Raw genomic sequence first — 13,756 nt, 5'->3', positions numbered from 1 at the left:
GCTCAGTGACTCGCGCAGGGCAGGATCCGCGGACACCAGGACGGCCTTGAGCTGGTTGATCGCCTGTGAGCGCGACTTGATCGCGAAGCCCTTGGCCATCTTGAACATCCGGATGGCCTCGACCGGCCCGTCGCTGGTCTTGGCGTTGGCAGTGGCCCGGCCGGACAGCACCGCTTGGGCGGCAGTTGCCGCGTCGATCGCGTCGGTCTTGCCGCGCCGGCGGCGGGTGGCCTTGTCCGGCTGGTTGACCTCGATGACAGTGATGCATTCGCTGTGCAGGTAGCGTGTCAGCGCCGCGCCGTAGGAGCCGGTGCACTCGACGTCAGCCCGCTGGAGCTGCCCGAAGGCACGTGCCCAGGCCAGGAGTTGCCGGTAGCCCTCCTGGGTGGTCGGGAAGCTGCGGGTGTCCAGCATGGCCCCTGTCGTGGTGGTCACCGCGGCGACGTGGGTGTTCTTGTGGGTGTCCACTCCGAGTACGACATCCTCGGGCGGTTCGGCCGTGTGGTGACGGGTGCGGGTGGGCTGGGTCATGCTGGGCACGGTCGCCTGTCTCCTGAGCGCTTCGGGAACACCGGTGGCCGACGCCGGGCCGATGTGGCGGTCAGGACTGTGACGGTGCCTGTCGCGAAGGCCCCTATCGGGACACGCCCACCGCTCCGGCGGCAACAAGCGCCGCCTCCGGCGTGGTCGACAGATCAGCACGCAGGGCACGAGGCCAGTCGCGTCGCGGGTCAGACCACCGCCCGAGGCGGCACCCGATCATCCTCACAGTCGCGTCGGGTGTGCGCCGGGTTCCACGGCTCCGGTCGGGGTGGTGCTGCTCGCAGGGACGGAACGCTGCTGGTCAGCCCGGGTTCGGGAGGGCGTGGAGCCGGTCCAGGGCATCGGTGATCACGTCGTTCCAGGGCCAGTGCCCGGCGAGGCGGAGATAGCGGCGGCGACCGGTGATGACGAGCCGGGCGGCGGTGGAGAACAGCCGAAGCCGCAGGCGGCGGGGTTCCCAGAGCCGTGCTTGGCCGGTCAGGGCGAGCAGGGGCATCCAGGCCATCAGGTCAAGGGCGATCTGGACGATCTCCAGCCAGATCTGGTTCTGTGCGGCGCCGTGGAGGGGGAGGTTTCGCAGGCCGGTGGCACGGGCGGCGCGGATGCGGTCCTCGGCCCGGGCCCGCTGCCGGTGGCGCAGTTCGAGGGCGGCGATCGCCTCGCCCGTCGTGTTGGTGGCGAAGCACGTCAGCCGCATGCCGTCGGCGTCGGTGAAGCGTAGTTGGGCGCCGGGGTGCGGCCGTTCCTTGTGTACGATCAGCCGTAGGCCCCTTCGGCCAGCCGGTCAGGCAGTCGCCGGCAAGTTCGGCGACCCAGGCGCCGTCGCGGATGTCGCCGTCAGGTTCCGCGGCCGGCGTCCAGGCCGAGGCCGGGACCTTCAGGACGGCCTGGTGGATGGCGTCGGTGATGGTCATGCCGACCGAGTACGACAGCCACCTTCCGCGCCGGGCGAGCCAGGCGACGAACTCGTGGGTGCCGCCGCCGGAGTCGGTGCGGATCAGCGTCTGGCGGCCGCGCCGCAACCGCTTCGGCAGCTGGGCCAGGGCCAGCCTGGTGGCCTCGATGTGGTCGGCGGCGGTGTTGGAGCCCGCGTTGCCGGGCCGCAGCAGCCCCACGACCGGTTCACCGGACCCGCCGCGGCCGTGGTTGACGAACCCCATCAGCGGGTGGTGGCCGAAGGTCTTCTTCCAGGTCGCGGCGGCGTCCTGTTTCTCGGAGTGCGCCAGGACGAGGACGCCGTCGATGTCCACGATCAACTGCCCGCCCGCGTCCGGCGCCGCGTCACCGGCCAACCGCCATACTTGTTCGCGTACTTCGGCACGGGCGGTGCGCAGCGCGGCCAGGACCCGCTGTCCACCCGCCGCCAGCTTGCCGATCAGCCGGGAGACCGTCGGGTCGGAGGCCAGGCCCGAACACAGCCGGCTCGGCCCGCACCATGCCGACATCGGCCAGGCAGTCCCCGCCCAGCGCCACCGCGAGTGCGATATCCAGCAGGATCTTGCCCGGATCGTGCACCGTCCGCGGCTTGCGCCACGGCACCAGCGCCGCCGATATCGCCGCATCCAGACCGGACTTGCGGACCGTCTCGACCAGGAGCACCGCACCGGCCTGCGAGACGACTCCGCGACCGGCGCCCTCGACGCGGACACGCGGGTAGGACCCTATACGCTTCTTCACCGCTGGTCAGAGGCACTTTCTGCTTTCTTGATCACCAGCCGGACAGCCCGCCTCGTGAAAGCACGAGGTTAGATCAGCGGCCCTGGGACCTGGGTCCGGCCGGGCAGCTGTGGACACCAGCCGGGGTGGCGGACCTGATCGCGAAGCCGTACCGGGTACGCCTGGCCGGGCAGGGCGTGGGCACGTACCTGCGCCGCTGGGGGCCTGACGTTCCAGCGGCCGGATAAGCGGGGCCGTCGAGCAGGACGCGGAAGCGGTCCGCGTCCGGCGCGAGGAGACCTGGCCGGCGATCCACGCGAAGGCGAAGGCCGAGGGCGGCGAGGTGCTCTTCGCCGGTCAGGCCGGCATCCGCTCCGACCAGGCCACCGGCCCGCACCCGGGGCGCCAAGGGGCGCACTCCCCTCGTGTGCCGCACAGGCAACCGCTACTCCGTGAACGCAGGCACCTCTCTGTGTCAGCCCCATCCCGCCTCGGTCACCGATCGACGGATCCAGGCTCAGTAATCAGCGGTCTGCCTCCGGCACCCGCGACACCAACTTTTCGCTCATCGCCGACTGGGGGATCAAGTCATACCGGGACCGAAGGCCCCGGAGCCTCACTGCGAACCACGAAAAAGGTAACGGGGCTCACCCGCTCCCGTCCGGCGGGCGGTGGGAGGCATTCCAGCGACCTTTCTGCAGACCCGGTTAAAGGTCCACTGGGCGCTCGCTAACGTTCGGCAAGCCAGCGGCGAAAGCAATATCCCCGGCGATGTGATTCACGTCACGGGGCAGGCTGGTCCGGCGTGCGCCGCAGCGGCGCTTCGTTCATGTCAGCGGGAGGGCAACTCCCCGCCCGATGCGTTCTTATGGGGAACGAACACGCGTGCCGACGCTGACAGCAGTGGTATTCCGTGTCATATCGCCTGTCGCCGTGGCGAGTTAAAGAAACCCTCACCCGAAAACGGGTGATGAGCCGCCGGGAACTTCGGTGTTAGCTTCTGTGTCCCGGGCGAGGGTCACCAGGACCTACCGGAATCCATGGACGGCATACCGGCCTTCGCCTTGCGATCACCAAACCCATGACGAAATGTCACGGCTGGGAATCCGCGGGCTGCGCGGACAGCGCCATTGCCAACGGCAAGGACCGGCTGGCGGCGGGGAATGCCCGAGGGCAACACCGCGGCCACGACTCCGGACAGCACGCAGGCCCCGAGTTCCCCTGCCGCAGGAACCAGGAGAGGACCGAAGCCATGTCCCGAGGACGGCATCGCCGGTACAAGCCCAGTTACTTTTCCCGAACATCCCTGGCCGTCACCGCCGGTGGTGCAGGCATAGCACTGCCCTTCATGGGCGTGTCCAGTGCCAGTGCCGCCTCGCTGGATACCTGGGAGAAAGTCGCGGAATGCGAGAGTTCGGGTGACTGGGACATCAACACGGGGAACGGCTATTACGGCGGCCTCCAGTTCAGCCAGAGCACCTGGGAAGCGTTCGGCGGCACCGCCTACGCCCCGCGCGCGGACCAGGCCACCCAGCAGGAGCAGATCGCCGTCGCCGAGAAGGTCCTTGAGGCCCAGGGCCCCCAGGCATGGCCGGTGTGCTCGGCCCGGGCCGGCCTGGCCAAGGGTGGCCCCGCCCCCGACCTGGCCGCGGACCGTCCGGCCCCCGACAGCGGGCAGCGGGCCAAGGACGCCGGCACCGCACCCGCCGCGTCCCCCGGGAAGACCACCGACCGCGTCCACACGGTGGCCGGCGGAGACACCCTCTACGGGATCGCCCTCGAGCACCAGGTCCAGGGAGGCTGGCAGGCCCTGTATGACCACGCGGACAACCGTTCGGTGATCGGGGGGACACCGGGCGAGATCTTCCCAGGACAGAAGATCAAGGTACCGGGGGCTGGCACGGCCACGCAGCCCTCGCCGGCGGCCGCATCACCGAAGACCACGCCCCGCGCGGTCCCCTCCTCCCATCCCAAGGCCAGTGCCCCCGTGAAGGACGCCAAGGTGACCACCCCGTACGGCAAGCGGGGCGCGATGTGGGCCAGCGGCTACCACACCGGAGCCGACTTCGCGGTGCCCACCGGAACCACGGTGATGTCCGTACGCGACGGTGAGGTCGTCTCCGCCGGCTGGGACAACTCCTACGGCTACAACGTGGTCGTCCGCCACGACGACGGCATGTACAGCAGGTACGCCCATCTGTCGGCGATGACTGCCCACACCGGCCAGAAGGTTCAAGCGGGTGAGCAGGTCGGGCTGTCCGGGAGCACGGGCAACAGTACGGGCCCGCATCTGCACCTTCAGATCGGCACCACTACTGCGTACGGATCCGCCGTGAACCCTGAGCCGTACCTTGAGAAATTCGGGGTGAGCATCTGACGTCCGCGTACCGGCCTGCACCGCAGCCTGGTTCCCGTTCGCTCCTCTTCGTCCCTCCTTCCTTATCCTGAGGGTCTCGCTGTCGCCTCACTTGCTGGAAGACGATGCCAGGAGGTGAGGCGGCAGCGACGCCCGGGACACGGGGAAGTCGAAATAGGTGTGGGGGTAGGGCTCTTGCCGGTAGGTGAAGTGCCACCATTCTTCCGGCAGGTTGACGAAGCCGACGCTTTCCAGTGTGGATTTCAGCAGGAGCCGGCTCGCGCGCTGTGCTCCCTGGATGCGGGGGGCGAGGGTGTGGGAGAGGGGGTCGAAGCAGTCGAAGCCCGTGCCCATGTCGACGGAGTCGTCCCAGAAGCGCTGAGACACCGGCGCGTAGCAGGGGGCGGGCGGTCCGGCCGCGGCCCGGGGTGGGGTGCGGCGGGCGGGCAGCGGTACGAGGGTGACGTCCACGGCGCTGCCGCGGCTGTGTCCGGACTTCTCCGCGATGTACCCGTCGGTGAAGAGCCGTGACTTGTCCACTCGCGGATAGAACTCCTTCTTCATCCTCTGGTCGCTGAGATCCCTGGCCCAGTCGACGAAGTGGTTCACGGCCCGTTGGGGCCGGTAGCAGTCGTAGACCTTGAGCGTGTACCCCTGGGGCACCAGCTTCCGCTGCGCCTCGTGCAGGGCTTTCGCCGCGGGCGCGGTGAGGATGCACAGCCCTTCGCGGTAGCCGTCGATGGGTTGCCCGACGAAGTTGTGCCCGGTGGCGTAGCGGATGTCCTGCACGATCGTCGGGTCGATGTCCTGCAGCGCGACGAAACCCTTGGGAGCTTGGTGCTCCGGATCGGCCGCCGCGGGGGCGGCGGCCGTGGTCAGCGCGGCAGCGGCCAGGGCGAGCGAGCCCAGCGCGAGGCCAACACGGCGTGTGAGTCTCCTGTCCATCTCGGCTTCCTTCCCGCGTGGTGCGCCCGCCGGACCTGCCAGGGGCCGCACGGCGCGTGCTGGCGCGGCTGCGGCCGGGCAGGAGCGCGGCGGCGAGGCGTGGGCGCACAACGCCCGTCGCCGCGGCATCGCGCCCGGGGCGTTGCTGCGCCGGGCGGGCAGGGCGGCCCGGAGCTGGGGGTCAGGCGGCCGAGCCGGCCTTCCAGGTGTTCCAGGGCATGTTCCAGTCGCCAAGGCCGTTGTCGGGCTTGATGGTTGTGCCGCCGGAGTTCTTGACGATGACGACATCGCCGATGAGCGACTGGTCGAAGAACCATGCGGCGGGCGTGCTCGGGTCCTTGCCGCCCTGGACGTCGTTCAGTCCGATGCAGCCGTGGCTGGTGTTGGCCGAGCCGAAGACCCTCTTGTCCGCCCAGTAGTTGCCGTGCAGGAACGTGCCCGAGGTGCTCAGACGCAGGGCGTGGGGGACGTCGGGTATGTCGTAGGCGGGCTTGCCGTCCTTGTCCGTGAAGCCGACCGTGTCCCCGCGCATCCGCATCTGCTGCTCCTTCTGCGAGATCACCATCTGCCCGTTGTAGGTCGGCGTGGCCGCTGCCCCCGCGGAGAGGGGGAGGGTCTTGATCCTCTTGCCGTCACGGATGACCGTCATCGTCTTGCGCCTGACGTCGACGACGGAGATCTGGGAGCGGCCGACATGGAAGCGGACGGTCTTGTTCTGGACGCCGGTGATGCCCTTGGCGCCCCTCACACCGTCGAGGGCGAGCCTGACGGTGATGTCGGAACCGGGCTTCCAGTAGGTGCGGGGGCGCAAGTCCAGCCGGCTGGCGCCGAACCAGTGGCCGACGGCGCGCTGGCCGCTGCTGGAGACCACGGTGATGTGCGACTGGACGGCCTCCTTGTCGGTGATTGGCTTGTCGAAGGTGATCGACACCGGCATGCCGACACCGACCCTCGAGCCGTCCTTCGGGGTGACCGAGCCGATGAAGCTGTGCCCCGCGTCGACGGTGGCGAAGGACGCCGCCTCGGCGACGGTACGGCCGCGCGCTTCCTCGGCCGTGGCCTTGACCGTGGGGGCGGTGCCACGGGCCGGGGCGGTGTCCGCATCCCGGAGCGTGCCACCGGGGGAGGCCGTGCCCACTGAATGCGTCCCGGACGGCAGGGACGTCAAGACCACCGAGGTGAGCTTGGCGCCACTCACGCTCACCTCGGCGCCCTTGGTGATGCTGGTGCCGGCGGCACCGCCGCCCGGCATGATGGTGATCTTCGCCGCGGAGGCCGGTGCGCCGACAGAGCCCGTAACGGCAACGTTGTGCTCCGGCGCCGGCATTGCGGGCTGTACCGCGGCCGCCGCCACGTGGCCCGTCATCGCTCCGGTGAGGACGGCCGCGGCGGCCGTGACGGCCCTGAGGACAGGAGGGAACTTACGCATCACGGTCTCTTATGTCCTTTTCGGGTTCCAAGGGGTGCTGTTGCACCGGTGGCCCGCGCGGCTGAACGGGCCTGTACGGCAGCTGTTCGCCAGGCGGTGTGACCGGCCGCATCCGAGCCACGCCATCATCGGCCGCCCTCCGCCGCCGATCGGCCCACCAGACGGCTGTCTGGCCGGGCCGGGTCTTTGTCCCCTGATGGGCGGACCGGTGCTGCGGCGGACGGGGGCCGAGGAGCGACGATCTGGCAAGCCGGGAGTGGTGGCCGCCGCAACGTCAACGCGGCCCGGGCCGTGCGATGGAACCGGCGCGCAACACGGAGCCGCCGAGCAGCGCCCTTTCAGGTAGCAGAAACCTGCCCCCCTGGGGGGACTGAAAGGCCTGTCGCGATCTTCCCCGCCCTGGAAACATCACCATGGCAAGGAGATGTCTCACACGGATCTGCCGGTGAGGGAGAGCGGGAACTGACATGCATGATGAGCGCCATGTGGAACTCGTAAGACTCTACGAGACCTACGACAATGACAGGCTTGACAGCATCCTGAAGGGCGTGGGCGGGGGGGACCTTCATGGCTGCAGCGCCGAAGTGAACGAACTGCGTCTGGCCGCGGCAGCTGCGGCCCCGTCCGACGCCGTCGAGTACATCGTCGCAAACGTTACGGGGTACGGGTTCTTCACCTGGGACGGATCGGCACGAGGCGCCGCGGGGCTGCTGACTGCAGGGACAGCTGACTGCCGCTCTCTGGTCGAAGGGTGCTGTGCGGTCATCAACGCACTCGGCATTAAGGCGGATCACTGCTGGCGCGACGAATGGTTCTATGTCGACAGTACCGAAGTCCGTCCTCTGATCGACGGAAAGACGGGGAACGTGGACGGGGAACGGTGGTGTTTCGAGAACCATCACTGGCTCTACTGCAACGGCAGGGAATACGACCTGCTGTTCGGCGGGGGACCGCTGGACTTCGCAGCGTGGCGCCGCTACGTGTCGCAGGGAGTTGAGGACGGCTACACGTGGACCGAATACGAGGGCGGCATCAGGATTTACGTCACTGACGGGAGCCAGGGCTACCCGTACACGAGGTGGAAAGAGCAGGCCATGGTCTTCGATCCCGATGGCCACCGTCATCGGCATGATCGCAGTTGCGCGGAGTCCTGCACCCTCCTTTGAGGGCTGCTCGCCTCTGCTCTGAACCCCTCACAGAATGATCTTGAAAGCCGGTGCTGTTGCTCGCCGGTGAGTACGATCTCGGGCTGCCGCCGAGTATGCCGGTCTCTTCGAGAAGCCGAGTCGGCGCAGCCCGGCGCCGGGACTTTCCCCGACTCGATCATCCCCACGTGGTTCACGCGGGCACTGGCCGCCTTTCCCGGCTGATCGCGTCGAGCAGCAGCTGCGCGGCCGCAGTCGTCCCGTCGGTGCGGATCGTGCCGGCGACGGCTGCTGCTCGTGCGCGGCCTGGTGGTTTGCCTCGCCGCTGGCGAAGCAGCCGTCTCGGTCGTCGGTCAGGGCCAAGTCGGCTCAGCCACGGTCATCTGGCGGGCGGCGCATTGAGTGACTGCGCGACCGGCTCCGGACTGGCGGGCGGCGTCCTTCAGCGCGTCCACGCTGCCGTCCATGAGCGTGCGCACGTGCTGGGTGACCTGCCCGGGCGGCCAGTTCCACCAGGCGATCCGCAGCAGCCGGTCGATCTCTTCAGGTGTGTAGCGCATCTTGACCACGAGGGCGGGGTTGCCGCCGGCGACGGCGTAGGCTCCGAGACGATCACCGAGTGCACGCGGTCCTGCCGGGCGGCGCTCAGGGCCATGGCGGTGGCGCGGAGGCGTCGAGGGAGGAGTTGGCGGCGACGGAGCCCACCTCGACGTCGACCAGGTGGCCGGCTTCGACGGCGGCGTTCAGCGCGCGGCAGTTCTCCGGTTCGACGCCGATGGTGCGGATGCTGTGGCGCTGGGCGGCGGTGGCCACACCGGCGAACAGGCCGCCGCTGACCGCGACGATCACGGTGTCCTCGAGCGCGCCGGTGGCAGCCGCGAAGTCTTCGCAGGCGGTCTGGGCCTCGGCATACCGGTGGCCGGCCAGGCGGACATTGGCGCCCAGACAGCGGGGCCTTGTGGTCTTCACCTGCGGGGCCGTTTCGGGCAGGAAGACGGTGGCCCGTATCCCGTGCCGGCGGGCCCACGCGCAGGCCAGGCTGGCGTTGCCGCCGGAGGCGATGGTCACCCCGGCCTCGGGCAGGGAGCCTTCCTCCGGGTGGGCCCGCAGAAAGTTCAGCGCGCCGCGGGCCTTGAAGCTGCCGGTGTGCTGCATGTACTCCTGCGCCAGCCAGACCTGGCACGGCTCCGCTTCACGGTCGTCCAGGGGGTCGCGGGGGGCGCCTGGGTCGATGGGGACGAGGGTGACGGGCGGATCCCTCCGGCGATCCGGCCGGCGGCCGCCTTAACGTCGCCGTAGGTGAGCTGGTGCACAGGTGCTCCTCAAGGAGAAGAGAGGCTGAGGGGGATGCGGCTGCGGTGCGTCGGCCGGTGAGGGTCGGGCGTCCCACGGCAGCAGCGGGCTGAGAGCCGCCGCAGGCACCAGGTACCACCGTAGAGCCGTGCTGCCGCCCCCTCGCCCGACCGGCCCGTGACGGGGGCTGAACCGCAAGGCCTCCGATCGCAGGAGGACAAGGCCGAGGGCCGCCGGGCGGCCCCGCTCTCATCCCGTCCGTCCGTCGATCGCGGGAGGCGACCGGGCCCGCCCGCAGGCCACCGTGGTGGGTGGACGACCCACGAAGGGAACCGGGGTGAGCAGGCTGCGAACGGTCATCTGCAGGGTCCGCGCCGGCGCATGGACCGTTGCCATCCTCGTGCCGCGCCGGCGCGACCGCCCCGGCCCCGGTGCGGTCCGCTCCAGGCCCGGGCATCCCCAGCGGCCCGCCGCGCCCACACCAGAACCCCTCGTCCCGGACGGGCAGCGCCGGCACCACGAGCCCTCCGCGCCGCGCGGCACGGACATGACCTGACCGGTACCGGCCGCCCGCCCGGCGGCCGGACGGGCGGCGCGGCACCTCGGCCGAAACAGCGGCCCCGGCCGCTTCCGGCACCGCCACGCACCAGAGAGGAGGAACACCGATGACCAGGTCCGACGGCCTCATGGAGGACGAAGGCTTCACGGAGGTCGGCAGCGAGGCCGAACTGCGCGAGCTGATCGCGCGCCCGGACGCTCCGGTCGAGCGCAAGCAGCTGTCGCGGCTCGATGCGCACGCGCGTACCTGGATCGCGCGCTCCCCCTTCTGCCTGCTGGCCACGGCCGGTGCCGACGGGACGTGCGACGTCTCACCCAGGGGAGACGCTCCCGGATTCGTCCACGTCCCAAGCGACCGTGCCCTGGCGATCCCCGACCGGCCCGGCAACCGCCGGCTCGATGGCCTGCGCAACATCCTGGCCAACCCGCACGCCGGACTCCTCTTCGTCATCCCGGGCATCCAGGAGACCCTGCGCGTCAACGGCCGCGCCCGGATCATCAGCAACGCACCGTTCATGCAGGACATGGCTGTCCACGGCAAGCGTCCCGTCCTCGCGCTCTGGCTGGAGGTCGAGGAGGCATACTTCCACTGCGCCAGGGCCTTCAAGCGGTCCCGGCTGTGGGATGCGGGGCAGTGGCCCGACCGTGCCGGTGTGCCCACCTTCGGCCGGATCCTCAAGGACCAGCTCCGCCTGGACCGGCCGGCGGCCGAGCTCGATGCACTCATCGCCGCCAGGGACCGGGACGAGCTGTACCCGTAGCGCCCGGGACGGCGGGCCGGCTCGGCGAGGACGGCAACCGGCAGGCTCTGGCGCACCCGACCACCCCAGCCCGTGGGAGGCGGCGCGCGCGGGGGCCCGGCTGGAGTGGCGGATGCAGCCGGTCATCCAGCCGACGGTACAGGCTGTGGCTCCTCAAGGACGCCGATGCGCCGGTCTGTGGGGCGCGGCCGTGCACCGGGACCACGGGCAAGGTCACCCGCTGCCAGGCAGGCGGCTCTCGGTATCCGGCCTCCGGTCACGCCGCGGCGGCATCGACTGGTGCCTGTTCCTGCCCAAGAGCCGGCACCCGGCCTCGCCCGGGGCCGATCCGCCAAGGTGGCCCGCCGCGCGAAGTGCGGCATCCCGCCGGGGACGGGCCACGTCGAGAGGTGGCAGCTCGCCCTGGACACGATCGGCGAGACCCAGGGTCGGCGACGTCCCCCTGGCCGTCGCCGACGGGAAATACGCAGACGCCGCCGCTATCCGGCTCGGCCTTCAGGAACGCGGGTTGCACCACGTAGGGGGCATTTCCACCACCGTCACACCCGGCCGGGCGACGCGGTGGTCCGCCACGCCGCCGCACTGAAACGGTCACGGCCGGCGTTCCGTGGCCGAGTGTCTGCAGGCGGCCAGGAGCGTGAAGGAGCTGGTCATCGCGTCCGGGAAGCAGACGGCCCGGCCGGTGCGGTGGCGTGAGGGTTCCTGCCGGGGCACCGGGCGGAGCGGGTTCAAGCCCATGTACTCGCGCTTTCGTGGCCCTGCGGATCCGGCCGGCCGAACGCGAGATCCGCAAAGCTGTGGGCGGACTGGAACCGCCTGAACGCCGACCGGCCCCATGGCCGCCCGCCAAGCCGGAACGGTGCGGTTGTGAGGTCGCCTGAGCCGGGATCCCCGCTGCAGGCGGGGGGAGCAGTCAAAGCAACAGGGACCTTCCCCGGGGGCCACCTGCACCCGGACTCAAGGATCTGGCGTCAAGGTGTCCACGATCAAGGTGCTGGGCGCAGAGTCTGCCGGTCGAGCGCGGCCGCGAGGAAGGTCGACACGGTCCTGAGGTTCTCATTCGCCCTCTTGAGCTCGGCGTTCTCTTTCCGCAGCCGCTCCAGCTCGGCCGACTCCGCAGCGGTGGCGGCGGGCCGGGCTCCGCTGTCGATCTGGTCCTGGCGAACCCACTTACGCAGCGTCCGAGTCGTCCCGATCCCCAGCTCGAAGGCGACCGCCTTCATCGCGGACCACTCGCTGTCGTACTCAGGCCGCACCTCGGCAACCATGCGGACTGCACGCCTGCGCAGCTCAAGAGGGTAACGGGGTTGTGGCATGGCTCGCTCCTCTCACTCGACGATCGAGTCGCTACCGAACCCGCAACGTTCGTCCTCGGCCTTCACATCGGTCGCGGTTGTCGCTGTGCCGGTGGCAGCCGCGACGACAATCGTCGTCAGCGAGCGCGATCACAGAAGTCTTCTTCTTGTGGAGCTTCGCGAGCTTCCCTCTGCGGCACGCAACACTGGCCCCAGTGCCCGTGCGGCGTAGGCCTGTAGCGGTCAGATCGGTGTCAGGCTCGCACGCGAGAATGCCGTAGTTTGTCCTCCGATAGGCGGTTTCACTGGATGAGAACACTCCCTCTCCAGGTTGGGGACGTTTGAGTTGACCCTTGGTGCTCCGGGCCGGCCATTGCCGTGGGCTGGCCCGGCGGCATTCATCGACGACGCACACGAAGCGGGCGTGCCCTGCTGCTCCGGCCAGCCGGACTCGAAGGCCGGTCTGCGGAGCGTGATCGGTGGTCCGCCAAGCTCCCCTTCCGGTTGGACGTCATCCGCGGCATCCAGCCGCTGCGGACACCAGCGACGCGAACCGGCAACCCGGCGAACGTTCCCCGGTCACGGCACTGGGATCCTCGGCCGTGCCTCGAGTGCTCCTTGTCGAGGACAACCCCCTGTACGCGAAGGGGAGTCTGCGCGGGCGCGGGCGCGGGCGCGGGCGCGGTCGCACGGTGCACCGCGCCGTCGGCGAGGGAGCCGTGGTTGCCGCGCTCGGCGGGCTTCGGCCCGTCGCGGCCGCATCCTGCGTTCCGCCGTGACGGGTTTGCCGGCCGGCGGACAGGCACCAAGTACCATCGCGCAGCGCAGGGGGCGGCCGGTCGGCCGGTGACCTCACCACCAGCCGGGGGAGGGCGGCCCGCCGCCTGCGCCCCCCGGCCGCAGGTGCCGCGCCAGGGCCGCCGCCGCGAAGCTTGAGCCGCCACAGATTTCGCCGAGGCAGGACCTCGCACCCGATCACCGGGCAGCGGGCGGCGCTGGCGCATGCCCATGGCCGCCTGGCCGCAGGAAGCAGGAAGAACGAGCCGCCATGACCCATGTGATGATCACCGACAGGGACGACATCGCCCGGCAGTCGCTCGCCGAGGCGCTGCGCACACGGGACTACCGCGTCACCAGCACCGCCCGGCCTGGTGAGGCCATGAGCCGCCTGCTGGACGAGCAGCTCGATGTCCTGATCTTGGGCATGGAGCCTGACGATATGGGCGGTCTGCGGCTCCTGCGCATGCTGCAGACGACCGGCGCGGTTCCCGTCGTCGCCGCGGTGCGCGGCAACAACGAGCCGCTGATGGCCCGCTGCCTGCTGAGCGGCGCCGACGACGTGGTGGCCAAGCCGTTCAGCCCCGAGCTGGTGCACGCGCGGCTTACCGCCTTGCTGCGCCGCCTCGATGGCGCGGCCGGCACCGAGGTGATCCGTGTGGGCGGCCTCAGCGTCGACCCGCGCTCCCACACCGCGACCCTCGAGGGAAGCGAACTGGAGCTGCGTCCCATGGAGTTCCGGCTGCTGGCGTATCTGGCCGAGCACGCCAACCGGGTCGTCAGCAAGGACGAGCTACGCAGCGAACTGTGGGACCACACCTACCCGGTCACCAGCAAGACGGTCGACGTGCACCTGTGCTGGCTGCGCCGGCGGCTGGGGGAGAGCGCCTCCCGGCCACGCTATCTGCGCAGTGTGCGGGGGGTCGGGGTCAAGCTCTGTGCGCCGGCCGCCTGACGAGCCCCCCGGCCCGCCGACCTGAAGCGCGCGGGGCCCCGCC

11 protein-coding genes and 2 pseudogenes are annotated in these 13,756 nt (G+C 70.3%); 6 read left to right on the top strand and 7 right to left on the bottom strand.

What is annotated here, in order from left to right; all coding sequences use genetic code 11:
• Together SSP24_RS40860 and SSP24_RS40855 are read right to left on the bottom strand one after the other, a co-directional pair.
• Positions 1 to 540: IS110 family transposase (locus tag SSP24_RS40860; protein ID WP_445009700.1), on the bottom strand; the 540-nt coding region annotated here is incomplete at its 3' end.
• A gap of 304 nt (positions 541 to 844) precedes the next feature.
• Positions 845 to 2,220 (bottom strand): annotated as a pseudogene (locus tag SSP24_RS40855) (IS1380 family transposase).
• A 1,231-nt stretch (positions 2,221 to 3,451) separates the two neighbouring features.
• Here SSP24_RS40855 and SSP24_RS40845 point away from each other — a divergent pair.
• Entirely contained in the window at positions 3,452 to 4,576 is a 1,125-nt protein-coding gene (locus SSP24_RS40845; RefSeq protein WP_141316089.1) for a transglycosylase family protein, read from the top strand.
• 87 nt (positions 4,577 to 4,663) lie between these two features.
• Here SSP24_RS40845 and SSP24_RS40840 read toward each other — a convergent pair whose 3' ends face one another.
• Together SSP24_RS40840 and SSP24_RS40835 are read right to left on the bottom strand one after the other, a co-directional pair.
• Positions 4,664 to 5,500 (bottom strand): M15 family metallopeptidase, encoded by an 837-nt coding sequence (locus SSP24_RS40840; protein WP_141316087.1) that lies wholly within the window; start codon positions 5,498 to 5,500, stop codon positions 4,664 to 4,666.
• Positions 5,501 to 5,681: 181 nt separating this feature from the next.
• Positions 5,682 to 6,929: a L,D-transpeptidase gene (locus SSP24_RS40835; protein WP_141316085.1), complete on the bottom strand. Its 1,248-nt coding sequence runs from the start codon at positions 6,927 to 6,929 to the stop codon at positions 5,682 to 5,684.
• 467 nt (positions 6,930 to 7,396) lie between these two features.
• Here SSP24_RS40835 and SSP24_RS40830 point away from each other — a divergent pair, with 467 nt between their 5' ends.
• The gene (locus SSP24_RS40830) at positions 7,397 to 8,095 is read left to right on the top strand and encodes a hypothetical protein (protein WP_141316083.1); all 699 of its coding nucleotides are present in this window, start codon (positions 7,397 to 7,399) and stop codon (positions 8,093 to 8,095) included.
• A 332-nt stretch (positions 8,096 to 8,427) separates the two neighbouring features.
• Here SSP24_RS40830 and SSP24_RS44705 read toward each other — a convergent pair whose 3' ends face one another.
• Positions 8,428 to 8,634, bottom strand: a complete 207-nt coding sequence (locus SSP24_RS44705; protein ID WP_229866327.1) for a hypothetical protein — start codon at positions 8,632 to 8,634, stop codon at positions 8,428 to 8,430.
• Between the two features lie 85 nt (positions 8,635 to 8,719).
• Positions 8,720 to 9,229, bottom strand: a complete 510-nt coding sequence (locus tag SSP24_RS40825; RefSeq protein ID WP_373306809.1) for a pyridoxal-phosphate dependent enzyme — start codon at positions 9,227 to 9,229, stop codon at positions 8,720 to 8,722.
• 475 nt (positions 9,230 to 9,704) lie between these two features.
• Between SSP24_RS40825 and SSP24_RS40820 the strand changes: the two genes are divergently transcribed.
• The 3 genes from SSP24_RS40820 to SSP24_RS45490 all read left to right on the top strand — a co-directional run bounded on the left by SSP24_RS40820 (position 9,705) and on the right by SSP24_RS45490 (position 11,272).
• On the top strand, positions 9,705 to 9,923 hold the full coding sequence (locus tag SSP24_RS40820) for a hypothetical protein (RefSeq protein WP_141316081.1): 219 nt from the start codon (positions 9,705 to 9,707) through the stop codon (positions 9,921 to 9,923).
• A 109-nt stretch (positions 9,924 to 10,032) separates the two neighbouring features.
• The gene (locus SSP24_RS40815; RefSeq protein ID WP_229866322.1) at positions 10,033 to 10,686 is read left to right on the top strand and encodes a pyridoxamine 5'-phosphate oxidase family protein; all 654 of its coding nucleotides are present in this window, start codon (positions 10,033 to 10,035) and stop codon (positions 10,684 to 10,686) included.
• Positions 10,643 to 11,272, top strand: coding sequence for a transposase (locus SSP24_RS45490; protein WP_373306808.1), 630 nt, complete (start codon positions 10,643 to 10,645; stop codon positions 11,270 to 11,272). The genes SSP24_RS40815 and SSP24_RS45490 overlap by 44 nt, the downstream gene beginning before the upstream one ends.
• 392 nt (positions 11,273 to 11,664) lie before the next feature.
• On the opposite strand, the pseudogene SSP24_RS40810 reads toward SSP24_RS45490, so the two are convergent.
• Positions 11,665 to 12,002, bottom strand: a pseudogene (locus SSP24_RS40810) (transposase); the annotation flags it as partial.
• Between the two features lie 1,027 nt (positions 12,003 to 13,029).
• Between SSP24_RS40810 and SSP24_RS40805 the strand changes: the two are divergent.
• Positions 13,030 to 13,713: a response regulator transcription factor gene (locus tag SSP24_RS40805; RefSeq protein ID WP_141316078.1), complete on the top strand. Its 684-nt coding sequence runs from the start codon at positions 13,030 to 13,032 to the stop codon at positions 13,711 to 13,713.
• Positions 13,714 to 13,756 lie beyond the last annotated feature (43 nt).

This window comes from Streptomyces spinoverrucosus (assembly GCF_006539505.1).
GTDB classification, from domain to species: Bacteria; Actinomycetota; Actinomycetes; order Streptomycetales; family Streptomycetaceae; genus Streptomyces; species Streptomyces spinoverrucosus.
This window is presented reverse-complemented; position numbering and strand designations above follow the sequence as displayed.